23 protein-coding genes and 1 tRNA gene are annotated in these 24577 nt (G+C 73.6%); 16 read left to right on the top strand and 8 right to left on the bottom strand.

The genetic code is table 11. From position 1 onward, the window contains the following. Positions 1-85: 85 nt before the first annotated feature. The 6 genes from ald to scpB all read left to right on the top strand — a co-directional run bounded on the left by ald (position 86) and on the right by scpB (position 5567). Positions 86-1201, top strand: coding sequence for an alanine dehydrogenase (gene ald, locus DCS98_RS13580; protein ID WP_116451873.1), 1116 nt, complete (start codon positions 86-88; stop codon positions 1199-1201). After that, entirely contained in the window at positions 1180-2160 is a 981-nt protein-coding gene (locus DCS98_RS13575; RefSeq protein WP_241037932.1) for a site-specific tyrosine recombinase XerD, read from the top strand. Before ald ends, DCS98_RS13575 begins: the two co-directional genes overlap by 22 nt. A 212-nt stretch (positions 2161-2372) precedes the next feature. Then, positions 2373-3275, top strand: a complete 903-nt coding sequence (locus DCS98_RS13570) for a ParA family protein (protein ID WP_116451872.1) — start codon at positions 2373-2375, stop codon at positions 3273-3275. Continuing rightward, positions 3272-3799: a hypothetical protein gene (locus DCS98_RS23355; RefSeq protein WP_206340254.1), complete on the top strand. Its 528-nt coding sequence runs from the start codon at positions 3272-3274 to the stop codon at positions 3797-3799. The genes DCS98_RS13570 and DCS98_RS23355 overlap by 4 nt, the downstream gene beginning before the upstream one ends. 29 nt (positions 3800-3828) lie before the next feature. Then, the gene (locus DCS98_RS13555) at positions 3829-4707 is read left to right on the top strand and encodes a segregation and condensation protein A (protein WP_116451934.1); all 879 of its coding nucleotides are present in this window, start codon (positions 3829-3831) and stop codon (positions 4705-4707) included. Continuing rightward, complete coding sequence (scpB, locus tag DCS98_RS13550; protein ID WP_116451871.1) at positions 4704-5567, top strand: SMC-Scp complex subunit ScpB; 864 nt, start codon at positions 4704-4706, stop codon at positions 5565-5567. The genes DCS98_RS13555 and scpB overlap by 4 nt, the downstream gene beginning before the upstream one ends. Before the next feature lie 8 nt (positions 5568-5575). Here scpB and DCS98_RS13545 read toward each other — a convergent pair whose 3' ends face one another. Further along, a complete protein-coding gene (locus tag DCS98_RS13545) occupies positions 5576-6385 on the bottom strand; it encodes an alpha/beta fold hydrolase (protein WP_116451870.1) in 810 nt (269 codons plus the stop codon). Positions 6386-6430: 45 nt separating this feature from the next. Between DCS98_RS13545 and DCS98_RS13540 the strand changes: the two genes are divergently transcribed. Beyond that, a complete protein-coding gene (locus tag DCS98_RS13540) occupies positions 6431-7285 on the top strand; it encodes a pseudouridine synthase (RefSeq protein ID WP_116451869.1) in 855 nt (284 codons plus the stop codon). 4 nt (positions 7286-7289) lie between these two features. Here DCS98_RS13540 and DCS98_RS13535 read toward each other — a convergent pair whose 3' ends face one another. The 4 genes from DCS98_RS13535 to DCS98_RS13520 all read right to left on the bottom strand — a co-directional run bounded on the left by DCS98_RS13535 (position 7290) and on the right by DCS98_RS13520 (position 11601). Continuing rightward, positions 7290-8369: a LacI family DNA-binding transcriptional regulator gene (locus tag DCS98_RS13535; protein WP_116451868.1), complete on the bottom strand. Its 1080-nt coding sequence runs from the start codon at positions 8367-8369 to the stop codon at positions 7290-7292. A 100-nt stretch (positions 8370-8469) separates the two neighbouring features. Continuing rightward, positions 8470-9348, bottom strand: a complete 879-nt coding sequence (locus DCS98_RS13530; RefSeq protein WP_116451867.1) for a carbohydrate ABC transporter permease — start codon at positions 9346-9348, stop codon at positions 8470-8472. Next, positions 9345-10331, bottom strand: coding sequence for a carbohydrate ABC transporter permease (locus DCS98_RS13525; protein WP_116451866.1), 987 nt, complete (start codon positions 10329-10331; stop codon positions 9345-9347). Before DCS98_RS13525 ends, DCS98_RS13530 begins: the two co-directional genes overlap by 4 nt. A 7-nt stretch (positions 10332-10338) precedes the next feature. Next, positions 10339-11601, bottom strand: a complete 1263-nt coding sequence (locus DCS98_RS13520) for an ABC transporter substrate-binding protein (RefSeq protein WP_206340253.1) — start codon at positions 11599-11601, stop codon at positions 10339-10341. A 137-nt stretch (positions 11602-11738) separates the two neighbouring features. On the opposite strand from DCS98_RS13520, the gene DCS98_RS13515 reads away from it, so the two are divergent. From DCS98_RS13515 to der, 8 genes are all read left to right on the top strand, one after another. Continuing rightward, positions 11739-13010: an endo-1,4-beta-xylanase gene (locus DCS98_RS13515; RefSeq protein ID WP_206340252.1), complete on the top strand. Its 1272-nt coding sequence runs from the start codon at positions 11739-11741 to the stop codon at positions 13008-13010. A gap of 85 nt (positions 13011-13095) precedes the next feature. Continuing rightward, entirely contained in the window at positions 13096-15438 is a 2343-nt protein-coding gene (locus DCS98_RS13510) for a beta-xylosidase/alpha-l-arabinosidase (protein ID WP_116451863.1), read from the top strand. Then, entirely contained in the window at positions 15438-16190 is a 753-nt protein-coding gene (locus DCS98_RS13505) for an acetylxylan esterase (RefSeq protein ID WP_277394614.1), read from the top strand. The genes DCS98_RS13510 and DCS98_RS13505 overlap by 1 nt, the downstream gene beginning before the upstream one ends. Continuing rightward, entirely contained in the window at positions 16166-16429 is a 264-nt protein-coding gene (locus DCS98_RS23925) for an acetylxylan esterase (protein ID WP_277394613.1), read from the top strand. Before DCS98_RS13505 ends, DCS98_RS23925 begins: the two co-directional genes overlap by 25 nt. Before the next feature lie 67 nt (positions 16430-16496). Beyond that, a complete protein-coding gene (locus DCS98_RS13500; RefSeq protein ID WP_116451862.1) occupies positions 16497-17573 on the top strand; it encodes an ABC transporter ATP-binding protein in 1077 nt (358 codons plus the stop codon). An 89-nt stretch (positions 17574-17662) separates the two neighbouring features. Beyond that, positions 17663-18025: a chorismate mutase gene (aroH, locus tag DCS98_RS13495; RefSeq protein WP_116451861.1), complete on the top strand. Its 363-nt coding sequence runs from the start codon at positions 17663-17665 to the stop codon at positions 18023-18025. Then, complete coding sequence (gene cmk / locus DCS98_RS13490; protein ID WP_116451860.1) at positions 18022-18711, top strand: (d)CMP kinase; 690 nt, start codon at positions 18022-18024, stop codon at positions 18709-18711. Before aroH ends, cmk begins: the two co-directional genes overlap by 4 nt. After that, the gene (gene der / locus DCS98_RS13485) at positions 18708-20054 is read left to right on the top strand and encodes a ribosome biogenesis GTPase Der (protein WP_116451859.1); all 1347 of its coding nucleotides are present in this window, start codon (positions 18708-18710) and stop codon (positions 20052-20054) included. The genes cmk and der overlap by 4 nt, the downstream gene beginning before the upstream one ends. Before the next feature lie 12 nt (positions 20055-20066). On the opposite strand, the gene DCS98_RS13480 is transcribed toward der, so the two are convergent. Further along, positions 20067-22202 (bottom strand): MMPL family transporter, encoded by a 2136-nt coding sequence (locus tag DCS98_RS13480; protein ID WP_241037923.1) that lies wholly within the window; start codon positions 22200-22202, stop codon positions 20067-20069. Between the two features lie 228 nt (positions 22203-22430). Here DCS98_RS13480 and DCS98_RS13475 point away from each other — a divergent pair. After that, a tRNA-Pro gene (locus tag DCS98_RS13475) sits at positions 22431-22504 on the top strand. Positions 22505-22744: 240 nt separating this feature from the next. On the opposite strand, the gene DCS98_RS23040 is transcribed toward DCS98_RS13475, so the two are convergent. Together DCS98_RS23040 and DCS98_RS13465 are read right to left on the bottom strand one after the other, a co-directional pair. Continuing rightward, positions 22745-22906 (bottom strand): hypothetical protein, encoded by a 162-nt coding sequence (locus DCS98_RS23040; RefSeq protein ID WP_164704558.1) that lies wholly within the window; start codon positions 22904-22906, stop codon positions 22745-22747. 271 nt (positions 22907-23177) lie between these two features. Further along, entirely contained in the window at positions 23178-24347 is a 1170-nt protein-coding gene (locus DCS98_RS13465) for an AI-2E family transporter (protein ID WP_164704557.1), read from the bottom strand. Positions 24348-24577 lie beyond the last annotated feature (230 nt).

The raw sequence follows: 24577 nt of genomic DNA, 5'->3' as shown, positions 1-24577 counted from the left end.
GGCGCACCCCGACCGGGTGGCCCGACCGCGGGAACGGACTCCGTCACCATCGGGGGAGTGCCCGCCGACACCAGGGAGTGGACACATGCGGGTCGGGGTTCCCCGAGAGGTCAAGAACCGTGAGTACCGGGTGGCGCTGACGCCGGCCGGTGTGACGGAACTGGTGCGTGCCAGGCACGAGGTGCTCGTCGAGCGCGGCGCGGGGGAGGGCTCCTCCATCCCGGACCACGACTACGTCGCCGCCGGCGCCCGCATCGTCGCCGCGGCCGACGACGTCTGGGCCGACGCCGACCTGCTGCTCAAGGTCAAGGAGCCGATCGCCGAGGAGTACGGGCGGCTGCGCGCCGACCAGACCCTGTTCACGTACCTGCATCTGGCCGCGTCGAAGGAGTGCACCGACGCGCTGGTCACCTCCGGCACGACCGCCATCGCCTACGAGACGGTGCAGACCGCCGACGGCGCGCTGCCGCTGCTCGCACCCATGTCCGAGGTCGCCGGCCGGATGGCGCCCCAGGTGGGCGCGCACAGCCTCGAGCGCGCCCACGGCGGGCGCGGCGTGCTGCTCGGCGGCGTGTCGGGCGTGTACGCGGCGAAGGTCGTCGTCATCGGCGCCGGCGTGTCGGGCATGAACGCCGCGGCCATCGCCCTGGGCATGCAGGCCGAGGTCGTCGTCCTCGACCGCGACATCGACAAGCTGCGCGCCGCCGACAGGATCTACCAGGGCCACCTGCAGACGGTGGCCTCCAACGCCTACGAGGTGGAACGGGCGGTGCTCGACGCCGACCTGGTCATCGGCGCGGTGCTGGTGGCCGGTGCGAAGGCCCCGGTGCTCGTGAGCAACGAGCTCGTGTCGCGCATGAAGCCCGGATCGGTGCTGGTGGACATCGCCGTCGACCAGGGCGGCTGCTTCGAGGACACCCGGCCCACCACGCACGACGACCCGACCTTCCGGGTGCACGACTCGGTCTTCTACTGCGTGGCCAACATGCCGGGTGCCGTGCCCAACACCTCCACCCACGCGCTCACCAACGTGACGCTGCCGTACGTGATGGAGCTGGCCACCGAGGGCACCGCCGCGGCGGTCCGCAGCCACCCCGCGCTCGCCCACGGGGTCAACGTGGTCGCCGGTCAGGTCGTGCTGCCCGAGGTGGCCGAAGCGCACGGCATGGCCGCCGTGCCGTGGCAGGAGGTGCTCGTCTGACCGCCACGGCCACCGCTTCCACCACCGGGGCGATCGAGCGGGTCGTCACCGGGTACCTCGACCACCTCACCGTCGAGCGCGGCCTCGCCGCGAACACGATCGCCTCGTACCGGCGCGACCTGCGGCGCTACACCGAGTACCTCGCCGCCGCCGGGGTGACCGGGCTGCGGGAGATCACCGAGTCGGACGTGTCCGGTTTCCTCTCCGCACTGCGCGAGGGGGACGACGACCACCCGCCGCTGTCGACGACGTCCGCGGCGCGGGCGGTGGTCGCCGTCCGCGGGCTGCACAGGTTCGCGCTGCTCGACGGTCTCGTCCCCGACGACGTCGCCCACGAGGTGCGTCCGCCGACGCCGGCCCGGCGGCTGCCGAAGGCGATCCCGGTCGAGTCCGTCGTCGCCCTCATCGAGGCCGCCGGTTCGGTGGAGGGCCCCCGGGGGCTGCGGGACCGGGCGCTGCTGGAGCTGCTCTACGGCACCGGGGCACGGATCTCCGAGGCGGTGGGCCTGGCCGTCGACGACCTCGACCGTGGGCAGGCGGCCGTCCGGCTCGCGGGCAAGGGCGGCAAGGAGCGCGTGGTCCCGGTCGGCAGCTACGCGCTGCGCGCCGTCGAGGACTACGTGGTGCGCGCCCGGCCGGCCCTCGCGGCGAACGGCCGCGGCGGGGTCCGGGGCGGCGCCCTCTTCCTCAACGCGCGCGGCGGTGCGTTGTCGCGCCAGAGCGCCTGGACGATCCTGCGCTCGGCGGCGGAGCGCGCGGGCCTGGACCCGGCCACCGTCTCGCCGCACACCCTGCGGCACTCGTTCGCCACCCACCTGCTCGACGGCGGAGCGGACGTCCGCGTGGTGCAGGAGCTGCTCGGCCACGCCTCGGTGACCACCACGCAGGTGTACACGCTGGTGACCGTCGACCGCCTGCGCGAGGTCTACGCGACGAGCCACCCGAGGGCGCTCACCTGACACCCGGCGGGGGTGGGTATTGGCAGGTTCTGGCACCGGTTCGGCTTGAGCAGTCACAGCAGTTGTCATTTAGCGCCATGTCGACATGTGGTCGGCGTGCCGTCTTGGGAAGCTCCGCCACCCTTCGTAGCGTCCTCATCACCCGAGCGGGCAGGACGGCTGACCGCACCCGGATCGACCGGGACCGGGCACGAGGTGGAGGCAACAGACCCATGGCTACCCGAGCGGACGCGGCCTCTGCCGTCGCGCGCCCGCACGACAGCGACGCAGAGATGGGCGCGACGTCGCGGCTGGACCCGGCGCGGGCGCGGCAGCGTCCCCTGCCCGAGCCCAAGCCCCTCACCCAGCACGGGCCCGCGCGCATCATCGCCATGTGCAACCAGAAGGGCGGCGTCGGCAAGACGACGTCGACCATCAACCTGGGTGCCGCCCTGGTCGAGTACGGCCGCCGGGTCCTGCTCATCGACCTGGACCCGCAGGGCGCGCTGTCGGTCGGGCTGGGCGTCCCGGCGCAGAACATGGACCGGACGATCTACAACGCGCTCATGGAGCGGAAGACCACGCTGGCCGACGTCCGCGTGCCGACCGACATCCCCGGGCTCGACCTGGTGCCGAGCAACATCGACCTCTCGGCGGCCGAGGTGCAGCTGGTGAGCGAGGTCGCCCGGGAGCAGACCCTGCTCCGCGTCCTCGCCGACGTCCGCGACGAGTACGACTACATCCTGATCGACTGCCAGCCCTCGCTGGGCCTGCTCACGGTCAACGCGCTGACCGCGGCGCAGGGCGTGATCATCCCGCTGGAGTGCGAGTTCTTCTCGCTGCGCGGTGTGGCGCTCCTCGTCGACACCATCGACAAGGTCAAGGAGCGGCTGAACCCGTCGCTGGAGATCTCCGGGATCCTCGCGACGATGTACGACTCGCGGACGGTGCACTGCCGCGAGGTCTTCAGCCGCGTCGTCGAGGCGTTCGACGACGTGGTCTTCCAGACCGTCATCCAGCGCACCGTGCGGTTCCCGGAGACCACCGTCGCCGGCCAGCCGATCACCACGTGGGCGCCCACGTCGTCGGGCGCCTCGGCGTACCGCGACCTCGCCAAGGAGGTGCTGTCGCTGTGACGCGTCGGCCGATTCTCCCGGGGGCGTCGGAGCTGTTCCGCCGCACCGACTCGGCTCCCACCACCCCCGAGGTGACCGAGCTGCCCAGCCTGAGCTCCACCACCAGCTCGCCCGCGCTGCGCGGCGCCGTCGCCGGCCGCCGCGACGAGACGGGGGAGGGGCAGCCGGGCATGCCGCTCACGCTCGTCCCCGGTGGCGCTGCCGCGGGCGACGAGCTGGCCGGGTTCCGTCCGATGCCGCAGCAGCTCGGGGCGCCGCAGCCGGTCCCGACGCTCCAGCCGCACGTGCCGACCCGCGGCCGCCCGGCCCGGCGCACCGAACGCACCAAGCACGACGAGAAGATCACCGTCTACATCTCGGCCGACGAGCTCCTCGCTCTCGAGAGCGCCCGCCTGACCCTCCGGGGTCAGCACGGGGTGGCCGCCGACCGCGGCCGCATCGTGCGCGAGGCGATCTCGGTCCTGCTGGCCGACCTCGGCGAGCGCGGCGACGACTCGATCCTGGTCCGGCGCCTGAAGGGGTGACCGGGCTGCCGGGCATAGGCTCGGCGTCCGTGAGCAGCGAGAACGGCGCGGCACCGGGGGCACCTGCGGCCCCCGGCGCCGCGCCGTCGCGGTTCACCGTCCGGCTGACCAACTTCGAGGGCCCGTTCGACCTGCTCCTCCAGCTGATCGGGAAGCACAAGCTCGACGTCACCGAGATCGCGCTGTCGACGGTGACCGACGAGTTCATCGCCCACCTGCGCGCCCTCGGCGACCAGCTCGACCTCGACCAGGCCAGCGAGTTCCTCGTCGTCGCCTCGACGCTGCTCGACCTGAAGGCCGCCCGCCTCCTCCCGGCCGCCGACGTCGACGACGAGGACGACCTCGAGCTCCTCGAGGCGCGCGACCTGCTGTTCGCCCGGCTGCTGCAGTACAAGGCCTATAAGCAGGCCGCGTCGTTCCTCCGCGAGGGGGAGGCCCGGGCCGCGCAGCGCTTCCCGCGGTCGACGGCCCTCGAACCGCGCTTCGCCGACCTCGTCCCGGAGGTCGTGCTCGACCTGAGCCCCGCCCAGTTCGCCGCACTGGCCGCCCGCGTGCTCGCGCCGAAGGCACCGGAGGTCGTGAGCGTCTCCCACCTGCACGCGCCGCCGGTCAGCGTCTCCGAGCAGCTGCTCGCCGTCCGCAACCACCTGGTCCGGTCGGGGACGGCGACCTTCCGGGCCCTGACGGCCGACTGCGGGCACACCCTCGAGGTGGTGGCGCGATTCCTGGCGCTCCTGGAGCTCTACCGGCAGCAGCGGGTGGTGTTCGAGCAGCTCACGCCACTGGGCGAGCTGCACGTGCGGTGGACGGGCACGAGCGCGCCGGCCGACCGGCACAGCGACGACGTCGACGGAGCCGTCGAGGACCCCGACGACGGGACGACGGCCCTGGACGAGGAGTACACGTGAGCGAGCAGGACCCGCAGGCACCGGAACCCGCGCCCATCTCGTGGGAGGCGCTCGCCGCCGAGCTGGCCGCCACCCGCGAGCTCGCGCAGGACCGCGGCGACGAGGACCCGGCCGCCTGGGACGCCGTCGCCGCCGAGCTGGCCGCGCGCGTGGCCGACCAGCCGCTGGAGGTCCCCGAACCGCCGCCGGTCCCGCAGGAACCCGACCCCGACGTCGAGCCCGCCCCGGAGCCGCCGCAGGACCCCACACCGGCCGACGTCCCGGCGGGGGAGCCGGCGCCCGACGAGGCCGAGGAGCAGCTCGAGCTGCTCGCCCCGGAGGAGCTGCGGGGCGGGCTCGAGGCGCTGCTGTTCGTCATGGACGACCCGGTCGACGAGCAGACCCTCGCCGGCGCGCTGCGCTGCCCGGTCGAGCAGGTGCGCAGCGGCCTCGCCGAGCTCGCCGAGGGCTACGACCGGCGCCGCTCCGGGCTGACGCTGCGCCGGGTGGGGGAGGGCTGGCGGCTCTACACCCGCGAGGAGCACGCGCCGGTCGTCGAGCGGTACCTGGTCGACGGGCAGCGGAGCCGGCTCACCCAGGCAGCCCTGGAGACCCTGGCGGTCATCGCCTACCGGCAGCCGGTGACCCGGGCCCGGGTGTCGGCGATCCGCGGGGTCGGCGTGGACGGCGTCATGCGCACCCTGCTGACCCGCGGGCTCGTGCACGAGGTCGGCTCCGACCCCGACAGTGGCGGCGGGCTCTACGCCACGACGCCGCTGTTCCTGGAGCGGCTCGGCCTGGCGAGCCTCGCCGACCTGCCGGAGCTCGCGCCGCTCCTGCCGGAGACGTCGGCGATGCTCGACGAGCACCCCGACAGCTGAGCCACAGGTCAGCCGGCGAGCTCCGCCACGAAGGCCGCGATGTCGGCCGCCAGCCAGTCGGGCTGCTCCTCCAGCACCAGGTGCCCGGTGTCCGGGTACTCGATCCACTCGGCGCCGGGCACGGCCGCGACGAGGGCCGCCGTGTGCTCGCGGGCCAGCAGCTCGTCCCGGGCGCCGCTGACCACCAGGGCGGGAGCGGTGATGACCGCGTCGTCCGTCGGGGGCCGCGAGCGGACGAGACCCTCGAAGGAGGCGGACCACACCGCGGCCGGGAGCCGCAGCGCGTCCTCGACCATGACGTCGACGTACCAGGCCGGCAGCCGGTCGAGATCGGTGAACCCGCCGACGAAGGCCCGCGCCCACCCGGGGTCGACCGGGTCGCTGATCCGGTCCAGCTCGTCGGCGAACGGCGGCCGGCCGCGCAGGCTCCGCGGTGCGCCGGCCAGCACCAGCCCCGCCACCCGCTCCGGCGCGTCGACGGCGACCTGCTGCGCCACGTAACCGCCGCTGGACACCCCGACGAGCACCGCGCGCGGGAGGTCGAGGGCGTCCAGCACGGCGACGGCGTCCCCGGCGAGCGTGGGCAGGTCGTAGCCGGTGGACGGCTTGTCGGCGTCGCCGTGGCCGCGCAGGTCCACGGTCACCGTGCGCAGCGCCGGAGGGAGGAGGGGGAGCAGGGCGGCGAAGGAGCGACGGGAACCCGCCCAGCCGTGGAGCAGGACCAGGGGAGGGGACCCGTCCCGGGAGCCGTGCTCCGAGACGGCGGTGCTGATGCCGGTGGACAGGCGCAGGAGGGGTCCCCCCGGTGCGGGCTCCATGGAGGGACGCTAGCCCGCGGCCGGGGGATGGGAGACTGGACGGCGATGAACGGCGCACCGGACGACCCGACCCAGGACGACGACAGCACCACCGGAGGCGGCGAGGGCTGGTCCGAGGACATGGAGCTGGCCCCGGCGCACCCGGGCGACCGGCCCGGACCCGACTCCGACGACCGGGACGGCGAGCGGCTGCAGAAGGTCCTGGCCCGGGCCGGCGTCGGCTCACGCCGGGTCTGCGAGGACATGATCGAGGCCGGGCGGATCAGCGTGAACGGCGCCGTCGTCCAGGTGCAGGGCATGCGGGTCGACCCGGCGCGGGACCGGATCGCCGTCGACGGCGTGCGGATCGAGATCCGCGACGACCGGGTCACCTACGCGATGAACAAGCCGCCGGGCGTCATCACCGCCATGAGCGACGACCGGGCGCGGGCATGCGTCGGGGACATGGTCGGCGACCTGGCCAAGGGCCTCGTGCACGTCGGCCGGCTGGACCAGGACACCGAGGGCCTGCTCCTGCTCACCAACGACGGCGAGCTCGCCCACCGCCTGGCCCACCCCTCCTACGAGGTGCGCAAGACCTATCTCGCGCAGGTCTCCGGCTCGGTGCCGCGCGACCTCGCCCGCCGGCTGCGCGCCGGCGTCGAGCTGGAGGACGGCCCGGTGAAGGTCGACTCCTTCCGCGTGGTCGACACCCACGCCGGCCAGTCGGTGGTGGAGGTGGTGCTGCACGAGGGCCGCAAGCACATCGTGCGGCGGCTGCTCGCCCACGTCGGCCTGCCGGTGTCGCGGCTGACCCGCACGGCCGTCGGTCCCATCCAGCTGCAGCGGATGCGCTCGGGCTCGATCCGCAGGCTGTCCAAGGAGGAGCTCGGCACGCTCCAGGAGCTCGTCGGGCTCTGAGCCCTCAGGGCTGCGGGGGAGCGGTGGACGCCCGCACCACGACCGAGGTGTCGAGCGTGCGGTGCGGCCCGGTCGTCTCCTCCCCGGCGATGAGCGCCAGGAGCATCTCCGTCGCCTCCTGGCCCATCCGCCGGATCTGCTGCTGCACCGTGGTCAGCGGCGGCTCGGCCATCGCCGACTCCGGGATGTTGTCGAAGCCGACCACCGACAGCCGGCCCGGCACGTCGAACCCGAGTTCCCGCGCCACCTCGAGGGTGGCCAGCGCCGAGAGGTCGTTCGCCGCGAAGATCGCCGTCGGCGGGGTGGGCAGGGACAGCAGCTGCCGGGCCGCCGTGCGCGCGAGCTCCGGCTCGAAACCGCCGGAGGGCATCAGCGTCTCGTCGACGGGCAGCCCCGCCGTGGCCAGCGCCTCGCGGTAGCCCTGCTCGCGCTGCTGCGCGGAGGCGAGGTCGGAGCGGCCGGTGATCATGCCGACCCGCGTGTGCCCGAGCGCGAGCAGGTGCTCCACCGCGAGCCGTGCGCCCTGCAGGTTGTCCGCGGCCACCGAGGGGAGACCGGAGGGACCGGTGTGCGGGTCCACCGCCACCACCGGCCCGTCGGTCTGCACGTCGGTCACGGTCGGCGTGACGAGGACGGCGCCGTCGACGAGGCTGCCCATCAGCCGCGACAGGGAGCGCCGCTCCCAGCCCACCTGGGCCTCGACGTGCCCACCGGCCGAGTAGGCGATCAGCTCGTACCCGGAGCCGTGGATCGCGTCGGCCACGCCCTTGAGCACCTCGGTGCTGAAGGGCTCGAAGTCCATCACCAGGACGCCGACGACGTTGGTGCGGCGGTTGCGGAGGCTGCGCGCGACGAGGCTCGCCTCGTACCCCAGCCGCTCGATCACGCGGGTCACGTGGTCGACGGTCTCGGAGGAGACGCCGTACCGGCCGTTGATCACCTTGGACACGGTGGAGATGGAGACACCGGCCTCCGCGGCCACCTGCTGCATGGTGACGCGCCCGCGCAGGGCCGGCGACGGGACGATCTGGGGCCCCGGGGCGGTACCCACGGCGGCACCGTCGCGCGAAGTGTGGAGCGTCATGAACAACCTCTCGTCGTCCGGGGGCCCGGCGGACAGGCTCGCAGGCCGGGCCGCCGAAGGCACGCACCATGTCTGCGGCCCGCGGCGGCCGCTGCGCGGCTCAGCCCTTCACCGCCCCTTGGAGCCCGCTCACGATGCGCCGCTGCAGCGCCAGGAACAGCACCAGCGCGGGGATCATCGCCAGCGTCGTGAACGCGAGCACGCCGGCGGTGTCGGCCGAGTGCTCGGTCGAGTAGTCCGCGACACCCAGGGGCAGGGTGCGCATCTCGCCGCGCAGCAGCAGGAGCGGGAGGAGGTAGGCGTTCCAGGAGGCGACGAACGCCAGCACGCCCACCGTGACCAGCCCGGGCATGCACAGGGGCAGCGCGATCCGGTAGAAGATGCGGATCCGGCCGGCGCCGTCGAGCATCGCCGCTTCCTCGAGCTCCTTGGGCAGGGCCATGAGGAAGGGCCGCAGGATCACGACCGTCATGGGCAGCGCGAACGCCGCCTGCGGCAGCGCCACGCCCCACCACGTGTTCCCGAGCTGGAGGTCGCGGGTCACGAGGATGAACAGCGGGACGATCGCCACCGCCGCCGGGAAGAGCAGCCCGAGGACGAACACCAGGAACAGCGGCTCGCGGAGCTTGAACTGGTAGCGCGCCAGCGGGTACGCGGCCATCACGCCCGCGATGACGGCCACCGCGGTCGTGAGCAGCGCGATCACCGTCGAGTTGACGGCGTACCGCCAGAAGTCCGGGTTGGTGATGACGCCCTCGTAGTTGCGCCCCAGCCACGGGTCGGGCAGCGCCGCGGGGTTGCGCGCCAGCTGCTCGTTGCTGCGGAAGCCGCCGAGCGCGCCGTAGAGGACCGGCCCGAGCGTCAGCGCCACCACCGAGAGCGCCACCAGGTAGACGAACGGTCCGCCCTTCCCGTAGGACGCCATCCGCCGGGAACGCCCGCGGGCCGTCCGCGCCGGTGCCTGTGCTGTCGCGGTCATGCGTCCGCCTTCGTGTCACGCCGGAGGACCAGGAACTGGTAGGCGACGGCCATGGCGAACCCGATCAGGAAGAGGATCACCGAGGCGGCGCCGGCGATGCCGAAGTTGCTGCGCTGGGTGCCCTGGCTGATCAGGTACGTGGCCATCGTGGTGGTCGCGTTCGCCGGCCCGCCGCCGGTGAGGATCCAGACCATGTCGAACAGCTGCAGGGACCCGATCATCGACAGGAAGCACCAGGTCCGGATGGTCGGGGCGATCAGCGGGATCGCGATGCGCCGCTGCACCTGCCACCAGGAGGCGCCGTCGAGCTGCGCGGCCTCGTGCAGCTCGTCGGGTACGCCCTGCAGCCCGGCCAGGAAGAGCAGCACGGCCAGGCCGAGGTACTTCCACGTCAGGACGACGAAGACCGTGGCCAGCGCGAGGTCGGGGGTGCCGAGGAAGCCCTGCTCGGGCGCCGGGATGCCGACCCAGCCCAGCATGGTCTCGAGGAGACCGGTCCGCGGCTGCAGCAGCTGGAACCACACCACGCCGGCGATGACCTCGGCCAGCACGTAGGGGACGAAGATGATCGTGCGCAGGAGGCCCCGCCCGCGGATGCGGCGGTTGAGCAGCAGGGCCAGCGCGAGACCCAGCGGAAGCTGCACCAGGATCGACGCGAACACGATGATGAAGTTGTGCACGACGGCGTCGGTGAAGACGTCGTCGTTGAGGACGCGCACGTAGTTGTCCAGGCCCACGAAGTCGTCCATCGGGCCGAAGCCCTTCCAGCGGAAGAACGACATCCGGGCCGCGGAGTAGACCGGGTAGACGACGAAGGTCGCCATCAGCGCCAGGGCCGGCGCCACGAAGAGCAGGATCTCCAGGCGCTGCCGACGCTTCCCGGCACCGGGGCGGCGGCTGGTCACCCGGCGCTCGTCTGGGCGCCGGGTGACCGCTGCGCCGGGGTCGGTCCCGGGCGGCGCAGCGGTCACCGGTGAGCTCATCGAGGGATCACTTCTCCTGGTCCGCGGCGTCCTGGGTCTGGGCCACGATGTCCTCCGGCGTGGCCTGCCCCGCGAAGAGCAGGGCGACCGCGTCGTTCATCGCACCACCGACGGAGGCTCCGAAGGCCGTGTCGAAGTAGAGCTGCACGAACGGGGCGGCGTCGCGGACCGCGAGCAGACCGGCCAGCGCCGGGTCGGTCACGGACTCCGAGGCAGCCGGGTTCGTCGGCAGGCCCATGTCGTTCTCCGCGAAGCCCTGCTGCACGTCGTCCGACAGCAGGTACTTCACCAGGTCGACGGCCTCGTCGGGCGCGGTCTCCGCGACCGCCCACGCGTCGCCACCGCCGAGCGCGGCCTCGGGGTCACCGTCGCCGCCCTCGACCGCCGGGAAGGGGAACCACCCGGTCTTGTCGCCCAGGCCCTCGCCGCTCTCGGTGAGGCCCTGCATGACGCCGGGCTCCCAGTGGCCCTGCAGCTCCATCGCGACCTGACCCGTGGCGAGCAGGCCGGACGCGGAGGTCGCGCCCTCCTGCGCCGGGGTGGTCAGGAAGCCGGGGTTGAAGGGGTCGGTCTCGACCAGGCCCTGCAGCGCCTCGCCGGCCTTCACGAAGCACTCGTCCGAGAAGTCGAGGCTGGTGACCGCGTCGGTCAGCACGTCCTCGGAGCAGGAGCGCAGCGCCGTGTAGTACCAGTAGTGGGCAGCGGGCCACTTGTCGCCCGCGCCGACCGAGATCGGCGTGATGCCGGCGCCCTTGAGCGTCTCGACGGTGGCGGCCAGCTCCTCCATCGTCGCCGGCGGCTCGGTGATGCCCGCCTGCTGGAAGAGCTCGGTGTTGTACCAGAAACCGACGACGCCGACGGAGAACGGCAGCGCGTAGGTCTTGTCGTCGACCTGCCAGCCGGCGACCGAGCCGCCGATCTTGTCGATCTCCTCCGACGCGTCCTCGGAGATGTCGCGGACCAGGCCGGCCTCCACGTGGTCGGCGAGCTCGCCGCCGCCGCGCTCCATGTACACGTCCGGCACGTCACCGCTCTGGAAGGCGGCCTCCAGCTTGTCGACCATGTCCTCGTGCGCCATGGCGACGACCTCGACGTTCACGCCGGGGTGGTCCTTCTCGAAGTCCTCGGCGACCTGCTCGTAGTAGCCCTTGCCGGGCTCGTTGTTCGAGTTGTGCCACCAGGTGATCGTGTTCTCGTCTCCCGACGCGCTGCTGTCGTCCCCACCGCCGCAGGCAGTGGCCGTCAGCAGCACTGCGCTGCTGCACAGCACCGAGAGAGCTGCTCGCCCCGAACGCCGCATTCTGAAACCCCTTCGTTCCACCGCACGCCGCCAGTGGCGTGGGACACAGGGCAGAAGATGGCAGGGGACGCTTGTCGATGTCAAACGTTGTCGATAACGTTTTCGCTGTGACCTGCTCCACTGCCGCCGACGAGCTCCGGCGATCCGACGTCAGTCTGACCGTGCGCCGGGCCGACGGCTCGCCCTGCCCCGACACGGACGTGGTCGTCGAGCAGGTCCGGCACGGGTTCTCCTTCGGCAACATCGGCTTCGACTTCGTCGGTCTGGCCAACGGCGAGGAGGGCGAGGGCCGCGAGAACGTGTTCGGCGGCGCCGACCCGGAGGCGGCCAAGCGCCTCGAGGAGCTCTGGCTCGACCTGTTCACCACCGCGACACTCCCGTTCTACTGGGCGGGCTTCGAGCCGGTGGAGGGGCAGCCCGACACGCGGCGCCTGCAGGCCGCGGCCGCCTGGTTCCGGGACCGCGGGGTGCGGGTCAAGGGCCACCCGCTGGTCTGGCACACCCTCGCGCCGGACTGGCTGGGAGACCGCCCCGCCGACGACGTGGAGCAGGTCGTGCGGGCGCGGGTCCGGCGCGAGGCCGGCTCGTTCGCGGGCCTGATCGACACCTGGGACGCGATCAACGAGGTCGTGATCATGCCGGTGTTCTCCAACGAGGAACGGCAGAACGCGATCACCGCCCTCTGCCGGCGGATCGGCCGCATCCCCACGATCCGCCTCGCCTTCGAGGAGGCGAGGGGGGCGAACCCCGCCGCCACGCTGGTCCTCAACGACTTCAACCTGTCGACGGCGTACGAGTGCCTGATCGAGGGCGTCCTCGAGGCCGGCGTGCAGGTCGACGCCATCGGCCTGCAGAGCCACATGCACCAGGGCTACTGGGGCGAGGAACGCACGCAGGAGGTCCTCGAGCGCTTCGCCCGGTACGGCCTCCCGCTGCACTGGACCGAGACGACGCTCGTCTCCGGCGACCTGATGCCGCCGGAGATCGTCGACCTCAACGACCACCAGGTCGCCGAGTGGCCCTCCACGCCCGAGGGCGAGGCGCGGCAGGCCGACGACGTCGTCCGCCACTACGGCACGCTGCTGGCACACCCCGCGGTCGAGGCCGTGACCTACTGGGGCATCACCGACCGGGGCGCCTGGCTGAACGCGCCCGCCGGGCTGGTGCGCGCCGACGGGACGCCCAAGCCGGCCTACGACGCCCTCCGCGGCCTCGTGAAGGGGGACTGGTGGCTCCCGCCGACCCGGCTGCGCACCGACGCCGACGGTCGTGTCGCGCTGCGGGGCTGGTCCGGCGACTACAGGGTGTCGACCGGGGACGCCTCCGCGACCTGGACCCTGCGGCAGGGCGAGCCGGCGGCCGAGACCACGCTGGCCTGACGGCCGCACCCAGCACCACCCCGACCACGCGCCGGCCCCCGGCCGAGCGCACGCGCAACCACGGACAGGACGGACTTCCACGCACATGGGCACCAACGTCGACATCGATCCCGCGCCGTGGCGCGACCGGGAGGTCCCGGCCGAGGCGCGGGTCACCGACCTCATGGAGCGCATGACGCTCGAGGAGAAGGTCGCCCAGCTGTACGGCGTGTGGGTGGGCATCGACGCCACCGAGGGCGAGGTCGCCCCGCACCAGCACGAGATGGCCGCGGCGCCGGTCGACTGGGACGGGCTCATCCGAAGCGGTCTCGGGCAGCTGACCCGGCCCTTCGGCACGGCGCCGGTGGACCCGCTCCTCGGCGCGAAGGGGCTGGCGGAGAGCCAGCGCCAGATCATGGCCGCCGGCCGCTTCGGCATCCCCGCGCTGGTCCACGAGGAGTGCCTCACCGGCCTGGCGGCATGGACGGCGACGGTGTTCCCCTCGCCGCTGTGCTGGGCCGCCAGCTTCGACCCCGAGCTCGTCGAGCGGATGGGCGCGCAGATCGGGGCGAGCATGCGCAGCCTCGGCGTCCACCAGGGGCTCGCCCCGGTCCTGGACGTCGTCCGTGACCTGCGCTGGGGGCGGGTCGAGGAGACCATGGGCGAGGACCCGCACCTGGTCGGCACCATCGGCAGCGCCTACGTGCGCGGGCTGGAGTCCAGCGGCGTCGTCGCCACGCTCAAGCACTTCGTCGGCTACTCGGCGTCCCGCGCGGGGCGCAACCTCGCGCCGGTCTCGGCCGGCCCCCGCGAGATCGCCGACGTCCTCCTCCCGCCCTTCGAGATGGCCCTGCGCGCGGGCGCGCGGTCGGTCATGAACTCCTACACCGACATCGACGGGGTGCCGTCGGCCGGTGACCCGGCGCTGCTCACCACGCTGCTGCGCGACACCTACGGGTTCACCGGCACCGTGGTCGCCGACTACTTCTCCATCGCCTTCCTCCAGACCCTGCACGGGGTGGCCGCGTCCCCGGGCGAGGCGGCCGGGCTGGCCCTCGAGGCCGGCATCGACGTGGAGCTGCCGACCGTGAGCGCCTTCGGGGAACCGCTCGTCGAGGCTCTCCGGAGCGGCGCCGTCGACGAGGCGCTGGTCGACCGGGCGCTGCGCCGGGTGCTGCTGCAGAAGTGCGAGCTCGGCCTGCTCGACCCCGACTGGTCGGCGGACGCGCCGGCCGTCCTCGACGGGCAGGTCGACCTCGACTCCCCGGACTCCCGTGAGATCGCCGGCGACCTGGCCCGCCGCTCGGTCGTGCTCCTCGCCAACGACGGCACGCTGCCGCTGCGCGAGGGCGTGCGCCTCGCGGTGGTCGGCCCCCGCGCCGACACCGCGCAGGCGATGCTCGGCTGCTACTCGTTCCCGATGCACGTGGGCGTCCACCACCCCGAGGTGGCCGTGGGGGTGGGCATCCCGACGGTCGCCGACGCGCTGCGGGCCTCGCCGGCGGCCTACGACGTGGTGGTCGCGCAGGGGTGCCCGGTGCTGGGCGGTGACGACGAGGGGATCGAGGCCGCGGTGCGTGCCGCCGCCGAGGCCGACGTGTGCGTGGCGGTGCTCGGCGACCAGGCGGGCCTGTTCGGCAACGGCACCTCCGGGGAGGGCTGCGACGCGGCCGATCTCCGTCTCCCGGGCCGCCAGGAGGAGCTGCTGGAGGCCCTGCTCGCCACCGGCACCCCCGTCGTGCTGGTCCTCCTCGTGGGCCGGCCCTACGAGCTGTCCCGGCAGGTCGACCGGCTGGCCGCGGTGGTCTGCGGGTTCTTCCCCGGCGAGGAGGGCGGTCCGGCGCTCGCCGACGTCCTGAGCGGGCGGGTGTCGCCGTCGGGACGCCTGCCGGTCAGCTTCCCGCGCGCGGAGGGCAGCCAGCCCGGGACCTACCTGGCGGCCGCGCTGGGACGGCGCACCGACGTCAGCGTCGTGGACCCGACCCCGCTGTTCCCCTTCGGGCACGGCCTGGGCTACGGCTCCGCCACCTGGACAGCGGTCCGCGCGCTGGACGGGGCGGAGTGGGCGACCGACGGCACCGCCGAGATCGAGGTCGAGCTGCGCAACGAGATCGACCGCGAGGTCACCGAGGTCGTCCAGGTCTACCTGCACGACCCGGCCGCGGAGGTGGTCCGCCCGGTGCAGTCGCTGCTCGCCGCCCGGCGGGTCGACCTCGCGCCGGGGTCGGCCGCGACGGTCCGGTTCGCCCTGCACGCCGACCTCACGTCCTTCACCGGGCGGGACGGCGCACGGATCGTGGAGCCGGGCGAGGTCGAGCTGCGGGTGGGCGCCTCCAGCGCCGACGTGCGGGAGACGCTGCGGTTCACGCTCGCCGGTGCGCGCCGCACCGTCGGCGCGGACCGCCGGCTGCACCCCGAGAGCGCCGTCCGGCACTCGACGGCGGACTGATGCCGCACACCGACCTGCCGCTGGAGGAGCTGCGCCGCTACGACCCGCAGCTCCCGGCTCCCGCGGACCTCCGGGGGTTCTGGGACGCCACCCTCGGCGAGGCCGCCGGGCGGCCGCTCGACGTGTCGTCCACCCCCGTCGACTCGGGGCTGGTCGCGGTCGAGACCTCCGACGTGTCCTTCGCCGGCTTCGGCGGCGCGCCGGTGCGGGCCTGGCTGCACCTGCCCGCCCGGGCACTGCGCGAGAACGGCGCGCTGCCGGGGGTCGTCCAGTTCCAGGGCTACAACGGCGGCCGCGGCCTGGCCCACCAGCACGTCTTCTGGGCCACGGCCGGGTTCGCCCAGCTGGTCGTGGACACCCGCGGGCAGGGGAGCGGCTGGGCCGTCGGCGACACGGGGGACCCCGTGGGCTCACCCGCCGCCCAGCCGGGTTTCCTGACGCGGGGCGTCGAGTCCCCGGACGCCTACTACTACCGGCGCGTCTACACCGACGCGGTCCGGGCCCTCGAGGTGCTGCGGGGTCGCCCGGAGGTCGACGCCGACCGCGTCGCGGTGACGGGCATCAGCCAGGGCGGTGGCATCGCGCTGGCCGTCTCCGCGCTGGCGGAGGGGGTGGCGGCGGTCCTGCCCGACGTGCCCTTCCTCTGCGACTTCCCGCGCGCCACGCGGATCGCCCCGGGTGCCCGTACGGCGAGGTCGCCCGCTACCTCAAGGCCCATCGCGACCGGGTGGAGCGGGTCTTCGAGACGCTGAGCTACTTCGACGCGGCGGTGCTCGCCCGCTGGTCGTCGGCCCCGGCGCTGTTCTCCGTCGCCCTCATGGACGAGATCTGCCCGCCGTCGACGGTGTTCGCGGCCCACGCGGCCTACGGCGGCCCCAAGGAGATCTCGGTCTACCCGTTCAACGACCACGAGGGCGGCGAGGCCCACCACCAGCGCGAGCAGCTCGCCTGGCTGCGCGGCGTCCTCCGGGTCCCCGCCCGGCACGCCTGACCACCGCACCACCCACCGGACAGTCCGGGACCCGGCAATGCAGCCGGCAGCAGATCAGGAGCACGACATGGCAACGGTCACCTACGAGAAGGCGACGCGGGTCTACCCCGGCGCGGAGCGGCCCGCGGTCGACGCGCTCGAGCTCACCGTCGAGGACGGCGAGTTCCTCGTCCTCGTCGGCCCGTCGGGCTGCGGCAAGTCGACGTCGCTGCGGATGCTGGCCGGGCTGGAGGACGTCACCGAGGGGCGGATCCTCATCGGCGACCGGGACGTCACCGACGTGGCGCCGAAGGACCGGGACATCGCGATGGTGTTCCAGAACTACGCGCTCTACCCGCACATGAGCGTGGCCGACAACATGGGCTTCGCCCTGAAGATCGCCGGGATGGCCAAGGCGGACATCGCCGCGCGGGTGAAGGAGGCGGCCGCGCTGCTCGACCTCGAGGAGTACCTCGACCGCAAGCCCAAGGCGCTCTCCGGCGGCCAGCGGCAGCGGGTGGCGATGGGCCGGGCCATCGTGCGCCAGCCGCAGGTCTTCCTCATGGACGAGCCGCTGTCCAACCTCGACGCCAAGCTGCGGGTGCAGACCCGCACGCAGATCGCCCAGCTGCAGCGGCGCCTGGGCATCACCACGGTCTACGTCACCCACGACCAGGTCGAGGCGATGACGATGGGCGACCGGGTGGCCGTGCTCAAGGACGGCCTGCTCATGCAGGTGGGGCGGCCGCGCGAGCTCTACGACCGCCCGCGCAACGTCTTCGTCGCCGGCTTCATCGGCTCGCCCGCGATGAACCTGTTCACGCTGCCGGTGACCGACGGCGGCGTCGTCCTCGGCGACGTCGTGCACCCGGTCGCCCGGGACGTGCTGGGGCAGGCCGCCGACCCGCAGGTGGTGCTCGGGGTGCGGCCCGAGGACCTCGAGGTGTCCGAGCGCGGGCTGCCGGTCGAGGTCGACGTCGTCGAGGAGCTCGGCGCCGACGCCTACGTCTACGGGCGGACCCGGCTGGGCGACGCGGAGCACCAGATCACCGCGCGCGTGGACGGCCGCCGTCCACCGGCCAAGGGGGAGGTCCTGCACGTGACCCCGCGGGAGGGGCACGTGCACCTGTTCGACCTGGGGAGCGGCGAGCGCCTGGGCGGCTGAACCGCTCGGGGGAGGCGGGTGGCGGCGGCTCTCTAGACTCGACGGGGCGCCGGCGATCCGGACGCCGCACCGCGAACGAGGAGAAGTGCATGGCCGTCCGAGCCATCCGGGGCGCGACCCAGGTCGACGCCGACGACCGGGAGCAGGTGCTCGAGGCCACCCGCGAGCTGGTCACCACCGTGCTGGAGCGCAACGAGCTCGGCCACGACGACGTGATCAGCATCCTGTTCACCGCCACCCCCGACCTCGTGTCGGAGTTCCCGGCGCTGGCCGCGCGCGAGCTCGGGATGGGTGACGTGCCGCTGATGTGCGCCACGGAGATCGACGTCGCGCACGCCCTCCCGCGGGTGCTGCGGCTGATGGCGCACGTCGAGACGGCAAAGCCGCGGGCGGAGATCCAGCACGTGTACCTGCGCGGCGCCGTGGCCCTGCGACGGGACATCGCCCAGTGACCGCGACGTTCCGGGGGCAGGTGACCCTCGACGGGCCCTCGGGCACCGGGAAGTCGACCGTCGCCCGCGGTGTGGCGGCCCGCCTGGGCGCCTCGTACCTGGACACCGGCGCGATGTACCGGGCCGCCACCGTCGCCGTCCTCGACGCGGGGGTCGACCCGGAGGACGCCGACGCCGTCGAGCGCACCGTCGCCGCGGCCCGCATCGAGGTGGGCACCGAGGCCGGGACGGAGCTGGTGCTCGTCGACGGCGTGGACGTCGCCACCCGCATCCGCGGGGCCGAGGTGACGCGGAACGTCTCCGCCGTCTCCGCGGTGCCGGCCGTCCGCCGGCAGCTCGTCGACCAGCAGCGCGCGCTGGTGGCCGCGGCCGACGCCGTCGTCGTGGAGGGCCGGGACATCGGCACCGTCGTCCTGCCCCGGGCGACGCTGAAGGTCTACCTGACCGCGGCGCCCGAGGTCCGGGCCGAGCGCCGGGCCGGGCAGCTGGGCATCACCGACCCCGCGGAGATCGCCGCCCTCGCGGCCGACCTCCGCCGTCGTGACGAGTACGACAGCAGCCGGGCCGACAGCCCGCTGCGCCCGGCGGAGGACGCGGTGGTCGTGGACAGCACGGAGCTGGACCAGCAGGGCGTGATCGAGCGCATCCTCGAGCTGGCGGCCGTCGGAGCGGGGGAGCGGGCATGAGCGAGGAGCAGAACGGGCCGCTGCCGGTCGTCGCGATCGTCGGGCGGCCCAACGTCGGCAAGTCCACGCTGGTCAACCGGTTCCTGGGCCGCCGCGCCGCCGTCGTCCAGGACACCCCCGGGGTGACCCGCGACCGGATCAGCTACGAGGCGCTGTGGAACGGCAAGCGGTTCACCGTCGTCGACACCGGCGGCTGGGACCCCAAGGCGGCCGGCCTCGGTGCGGCGATCACCCGCCAGGCCGAGTACGCGATGAAGACCGCCGACGTCATCGTCTTCGTCGTCGACAGCCAGGTCGGCGCCACCGACACCGACCTGGCCGCCGCGCGGATCCTGCGCCGCAGCGACCGGCCGGTGATCCTGGTGGCCAACAAGGTCGACGACGAGCGCAGCGAGGCCAACGCCGCCGAGCTGTGGAGCCTCGGCATGGGGGAGCCGCAGCCGGTCAGCGCCCTGCACGGGCGGTCCAGCGGCGACCTGCTCGACCTCGTCCTCGAGGCGATGCCCGACGCGCCGCGCGAGCAGGAGGGCGAGGGCGGTCCGCGCCGGGTGGCGCTGGTCGGCCGTCCCAACGTGGGCAAGTCCAGCTTGATCAACCGGCTGGCCAAGGAGGAGCGCTCGGTCGTCGACTCCGTCGCCGGCACCACCGTGGACCCGGTCGACTCGATCGTCACCCTCGGCGGCGAGGAGTGGCGGTTCGTGGACACCGCAGGCCTGCGCCGCAAGGTGAACACCGCCAGCGGCATGGAGTACTACGCGAGCCTGCGCACCGAGGCCGCCATCCAGGCCGCGGAGGTGGCCGTGGTGCTGCTGGCCGCCGACGAGGTGATCAGCGAGCAGGACCAGCGGGTGATCAGCCAGGTCGTGGAGGCCGGCCGCGCCCTGGTCATCGCGATCAACAAGTGGGACACCCTCGACGAGGACCGCCACTACCAGCTGGAGAAGGAGATCGAGCGCGAGCTCGCCCGGGTCCGGTGGGCGAGCCGGGTGAACATCTCGGCCAGCACCGGTCGCGGGGTGAACAAGCTGGCCGGTCACCTGCGGGCAGCACTGGCCTCGTGGGAGTCGCGGGTGCCCACGGCGGAGCTGAACACCTTCGTCCGGGCACTGGTCCAGGAGACGCCGCCCCCGGCACGAGGCGGGCGCGCCCCGAAGATCAAGTACGTGACGCAGGCCGACGTCCGCCCGCCGCGCTTCGTCGTCTTCTCCACCGGCTTCCTCGAGGCCGGCTACCGGCGGTTCCTCGAGCGCAAGCTGCGCGAGCGCTGGGGCTTCGAGGGGACGCCGATCGAGGTCTCGGTGAAGGTGCGCGAGGGCCGGGGGAGCGACCGGGGCAAGGGCTGACCCCGGCGCCCGTCAGCTCCCCGGCCGGACGTCCTGGGCGGCGTCCCGGTCGCTGCGGGGCGTGGGCACCCGGGTGCCGTCCGCTCCGGGGTGCCGGGAGTACCCCGGCTCGTCCCGGCGCTGCGCCAGCCTGCTCGGCCACCACATCCACCGGCCGACGTCGAGGTTCAGGGCGGTGACCAGCACGGAGCGGACGACCAGGGTGTCCAGCAGCACGCCGAGGGCGACCGCGATGCCCAGCTGGGTGAGGAAGGTCAGCGGCAGCGTGCCCAGCACGGCGAACGTCGCCGCGAGCACGAGGCCCGCGGAGGTGATGACGCCGCCGGTGGCGGCCAGCGCGATCAGGGCGGCCCGCCGGGTGCCGTGGTCGTACGCCTCCTCCCGCACCCGGGTCATCAGGAAGATGTTGTAGTCGATGCCCAGGGCGACGAGGAACACGAAGACGAACAGCGGGAACGAGCTGTCGGTGGCGCTGACGTCGATCGTCCAGTCGAAGATCAGCGCGCTGATCCCCAGCGCGGCGCCGAAGGACAGCACGACGGTCGCGACGAGGACGAGCGGGGCGACGACGGCCCGGAGCAGCACCCCGAGGACCAGCAGCACGACCAGCATGACCAGCGGGATGATCACCCGGTTGTCGCGCTGGGAGGCGGTCTGGACGTCGAGGTTGATCGCCGTGTTCCCGCCGACCAGGGCCTGGCCGTCCCCCACGTCGTCCAGCTCCACCCGCAGCGACCGGATGGTGTCGTAGGCGGCGTCGCTGTCGGCGGGATCGGCGAGCTCGGCCTCGATGATGGCCTCGTCGCCGACGACCTGCGGCTCCGCGACGTCGGCGATGCCGTCGTTCGCCGCGACCGCCGCAGCCACCTCGTCCGCGTCGTCGGCGGTCGTGAGCACGTGCACCGGGTTGCCGGCCGCGGCGGGGAAGTGCTCGACCGCCACGGCGTCGCCCTCCACCGACTCCGGCGTGCCGCGGAACGAGTCGGCCTGGGTCAGGCCCTTGGCGTTGAGCGCGAACAACCCGAGGCAGGCGACCAGCAGCACTGCGCTGGTCCCCACCCAGACGACGCGCGGTCGCGGCTGGATGCGGGCGCCGATCCGCGCCCAGAAGCCGGACGCGCTCGGCTCGGCGCTGCCGAGGGTCGGCCGCACCGGCCAGAACACCCACCGGCCGCAGATCACCAGGAGCGCCGGCAGCAGGGTCATGAGCACCACGAGGGTCACCGCGATGCCGATGGCGGCGACGGGCCCGAGGCCCCGGGTGGAGTTCATGTCCGCGGCCAGCAGGCACAGCATCCCGAGGACGACGGTGCCGCCGCTGGCGAGCACCGCGGGGCCGGCGCGGTGGACGGCCTCGGTCATCGCCTCGTGCCGGTCGGCGTGCAGCCGGAGCTCCTCGCGGTAGCGGGCGACCAGCAGCAGGGCGTAGTCGGTGCCGGCGCCGACGACCAGGACGGTGAGGATGCTCGCGCTCTGGGCGTTGACGGTGAGGTCGGCGTACCGGGCGAGCAGGTAGATGAGCGCCTGCGAGCACTGCAGCGCGATGACGGCCGAGAAGATGGGCAGGATCCACAGGATCGGGCTGCGGTAGGTGACCAGCAGGATCAGGATGACCACGCCCAGGGCCGCGAACAGCAGGGTCGTGTCCAGGCCCGAGAAGGCCTCGGAGGAATCCGCTGCGTTGCCGGCCGGACCGGCGACCCAGGTGTCGAGCCCGTCCGGTCCGTCGGACGCCTCCGCGCGCAGGTCGTCGACGATCGGCGCGATCGCCTCCCAGCCGTCGGGGCCGGCGTCGATCGGGACGATGACCTCCGCCGCCTGCCCGTCCTCCGACGGGATGGGACCGACGACGTCCCCGTCGAGCCCCTCGGTGCTCCCGAAGGCCGCGATGTCGTCCTGGATGGCCTCGACGTCGGCCGGCGTGAGCCCGTCGGTGCGCTCGTAGACGACCACGGCTGGGACCACGTCGGGGTCGGATCCGAGCGCGATCTGCTGCTCGAGCGCGAGGGTGGACTCGGCGTCGCCGGGCAGCCACGAGGAGATCTCGTTGTCCTGCTGGTCGAGGAGGCCGGCGGCCAGGGGGGTGCAGACCCCGGCGAGCACCAGCCAGAAGACGAGCACCACCCACTTCAGCCGTGGATGGCTCACGCGCGACGCGAACGACCTGCCCATGACGGAGACCTCCGGCACCCCACTGGCGTCCGCGCTCGGCTGCGCGGTGGTACCCCCGTGCGGGGCGACGCTAGCGACGGCCGGGTGGAGCTGTCACCGGCTTTGCGAGCGGTCCGGGGGGCGACGGAGGAGGAAGACCGGTGCGGTAACCTGCTCAGGCGGTCGTCGCGCGGCCGGGGAGCTCCCGGCAGGTGCGACGGCGCGCGGGCTGTAGCGCAGCTTGGTAGCGCACTTGACTGGGGGTCAAGGGGTCGCAGGTTCAAATCCTGTCAGCCCGACAGTGTGGAACTCGCAGGTCAGGGGCCGTTCCGGAGAGATCCGGAACGGCCCCTGACCGCTTCGCGGGGACGTTCGACGACTCCTTCGCCTCGGTCGGGCCGTCCTCACCCGCCGGACGCGGTGCCGAGGGCGCCCCTCGCGGCGGCGAGCTCGAGTGCCCGCCGGGTGCCGCGAACGGAGCGCCGGGCCTGCAGGGTGGAGCTGAGCGAGCAGCCCGTCGCCGTCAGGGGGCTGGGCGGTCACCGGCCCGTGCGCCGAAGGGTGGCTGCCAGGTCGACCGCGGCCAGAAGGGCCACGGCCAGCAGCACCACCGCGTACAGGACCGGGACCGCGGTGAACGGCAGGAGCGCCCCGCTCACCGCGCACGGGACGAGCACGAAGACGTCCAGGAACAGCCGCAACGTCCGTGCGGACCGACCGGGGGGTCTCAGTGCGCCGGCCGCGGTGGCCTCGGCCTTCGGCGACCGTCGCGGGTCACCGCCGTCGTGTGTCCGGCTCGAGTGCTCCACGACCTCGGCGGTACCCGTTCCGGCCCTCCCGTGGCCGGCCGATCGGGGATGTCACGAAGCCGTCACGCCGTGGGCCGCGTCGCACGCGGCTGCTCGGGCACCGGGCCTGAGCTCCGTCCCGGCCGGCTGCCGACGCCGGTGGGACGAACCGAGGGAGGACATATCAGCCGGCCGGACGCTCTCGCCGGGCCGACGCGACAGCGGGTGTCTCGAGATGCGTCCGTTCCAGCGGAGCAGAACGGACGGGGTCCACCGGGTGCAGGCGGAGGTACTCGAGGACGCGGTACGTCACCGCCACGAGCGGTACGGCGAGCAACGCCCCCGCCACGCCCAGCAGCAGGCCGCCCGCCGTGACGGCGACCAGGATGCCGGCGGGGTGGAGGTGCAGGGCTCGCCCCATGATCAGCGGCTGCAGCAGGTTGCCCTCCACCTGCTGCACCACCAGGACGACCACCAGGATGATGACCGCGTCGGTCGTGCCGTTCGTGACCAGGGTGACGAGCACCGCCACGGCTCCGCTGACCGTGGCGCCCAGGAGTGGGATGAACGCGCCCACGAACGTCAGCAGCGTCAGGGACAACCACAGCGGGACGCCGAGGACGAGCAGGCCGGCGCCGATGCCGACGGCGTCGATGAGCGCGACGACCACGGCTCCGCGCACGTAGCTGGCGAGGGTGTCCCACGCCGAGCGGCCGGCCCCGTCGACCTGGTCGCGCCGCCGGTCGGGCACGCGCTCCAGCAGCCAGGCCCACATCGCGGCGCCGTCCTTGAGCAGGAAGAACACGAGGAAGGCGACCAGGGTCAACCCGCCGAGCACGTACACGGCCATGCGGGCTCCGGCCGTCGGGGTCGGGCTCGCCTGGTACAGCCACGTGACGATCTCGTTGCGGATGTCGGCCACCTGCTGGGGATCGAGACCCAGCGGCCCCTCGATCGCCCAGACGCGGATGCGGTCGATCCCCGCGGCCAGCGGCCGGGTCAGGTCCTGCACCGCCGACGCGGCCCGGAACCCGACGAGGAAACCGATGCCCAGCAGGACGGCGGCCAGCGCGAGCACGGCCAGCAGGGCCGATGCGGCCGCCGGGAGGCCGGCGCGACGCAGCGCACGGGACAGCGGCAGCATCAGCGCCGTCAGGAGCACGGCCACCGCCACGGCGAAGGTGACCAACGGCAGCCGGAGCAGCAGCCAGCACGCCAACCAGGCCATCGCGGCGACCGCCAGGACCGCGCCACCGACGGCCATCGTGCGCACCGTCCAGGCCGGCACGCGAGGGAGCGCCGGCCGGCGTCGTCCGGTGTCGTCGGGGATGGAGGGCGCCGGCGTCGCGCTCACCGGGCCCCGCCGTCCGACCGGATCGTCGCCGGCCGGCATCGCCCGGTGGAGGCGGTCATCCGAGAGCCCGGCAGCGGGGCCCCACCGCGGGCGTGTTCTCGTCGGCGCGTTCTGGTGGCATGCACGGCTCCTGGTTTCCCTTCTCCTGCCCGGGACGTACGGGCCGCCGACCGGACGACCCGTGGCCCGGGTCGCAGGACGTCGTCCCGGTGGGAGTGCATGCCCGCGCA

This window comes from Blastococcus litoris (assembly GCF_003075095.1).
Classification (GTDB): domain Bacteria; phylum Actinomycetota; class Actinomycetes; order Mycobacteriales; family Geodermatophilaceae; genus Blastococcus_B; species Blastococcus_B litoris.
This window is presented reverse-complemented; position numbering and strand designations above follow the sequence as displayed.

What these genes read in the sequence shown, in the direction of transcription:
- ald (WP_116451873.1), top strand. Translation starts at nt 86, where the DNA reads ATGCGGGTCGGGGTTCCCCGAGAGGTCAAGAACCGTGAGTACCGGGTG.
- DCS98_RS13535 (WP_116451868.1), bottom strand. Translation starts at nt 8,369, where the DNA reads ATGACGCTCCACACTTCGCGCGACGGTGCCGCCGTGGGTACCGCCCCG.
- DCS98_RS13540 (WP_116451869.1), top strand. Translation starts at nt 6,431, where the DNA reads ATGAACGGCGCACCGGACGACCCGACCCAGGACGACGACAGCACCACC.
- DCS98_RS13525 (WP_116451866.1), bottom strand. Translation starts at nt 10,331, where the DNA reads ATGAGCTCACCGGTGACCGCTGCGCCGCCCGGGACCGACCCCGGCGCA.
- DCS98_RS13500 (WP_116451862.1), top strand. Translation starts at nt 16,497, where the DNA reads ATGGCAACGGTCACCTACGAGAAGGCGACGCGGGTCTACCCCGGCGCG.
- DCS98_RS13510 (WP_116451863.1), top strand. Translation starts at nt 13,096, where the DNA reads ATGGGCACCAACGTCGACATCGATCCCGCGCCGTGGCGCGACCGGGAG.
- DCS98_RS13545 (WP_116451870.1), bottom strand. Translation starts at nt 6,385, where the DNA reads ATGGAGCCCGCACCGGGGGGACCCCTCCTGCGCCTGTCCACCGGCATC.
- der (WP_116451859.1), top strand. Translation starts at nt 18,708, where the DNA reads ATGAGCGAGGAGCAGAACGGGCCGCTGCCGGTCGTCGCGATCGTCGGG.
- DCS98_RS13570 (WP_116451872.1), top strand. Translation starts at nt 2,373, where the DNA reads ATGGCTACCCGAGCGGACGCGGCCTCTGCCGTCGCGCGCCCGCACGAC.
- aroH (WP_116451861.1), top strand. Translation starts at nt 17,663, where the DNA reads ATGGCCGTCCGAGCCATCCGGGGCGCGACCCAGGTCGACGCCGACGAC.
- DCS98_RS13505 (WP_277394614.1), top strand. Translation starts at nt 15,438, where the DNA reads ATGCCGCACACCGACCTGCCGCTGGAGGAGCTGCGCCGCTACGACCCG.
- DCS98_RS13530 (WP_116451867.1), bottom strand. Translation starts at nt 9,348, where the DNA reads ATGACCGCGACAGCACAGGCACCGGCGCGGACGGCCCGCGGGCGTTCC.